The sequence below is a fragment of the Aquicoccus porphyridii genome (assembly GCF_008369105.1).
Classification (GTDB): Bacteria; Pseudomonadota; Alphaproteobacteria; order Rhodobacterales; family Rhodobacteraceae; genus Aquicoccus; species Aquicoccus porphyridii.
Genome location: NZ_VINQ01000213.1, coordinates 1 through 376, shown reverse-complemented (window position 1 = coordinate 376; position 376 = coordinate 1). Strand labels below are relative to the sequence as shown.

1 pseudogene is annotated in these 376 nt (G+C 67.0%); it reads right to left on the bottom strand.

Annotated elements, in window-relative coordinates:
- A pseudogene (locus FLO80_RS24235) lies at nucleotides 1-376 on the bottom strand (transglycosylase domain-containing protein); the annotation flags it as partial.

Genomic DNA, 376 nt, shown 5'->3' with positions numbered 1-376 from the left:
TGCGCCCACTGAGACGCTTGAGCGTTTCGTTGACGGAGGTCTCGGCCTTCTCCTGCAGGATCGGATCGAAGCTGGTGAAGATGCGCAGCCCTTCCTCGGTCAGGTCCTCGTCGCGGTAGTCCTGGCGCAACTGGCGCTTGACCAGGTCGAGGAAGGCCGGATAGGAGCTGTCGGCCATGCTGCCCTGCCGGGTAACGCCGAGCGGGCGCTGCTTGGCGGCGTCGACTTCCTGCTGGGTCGCCACGCCCTGCTCGGCGAGCACGTCGAGCACCAGGTTGCGCCGCGCCAGCGCACGATCCGGGTAACGCCGCGGGTTGAAGTAGGACGGTCCCTTGACCATGCCGACCAGCAGCGCCACCTGGTCGAGCTTGAGCTC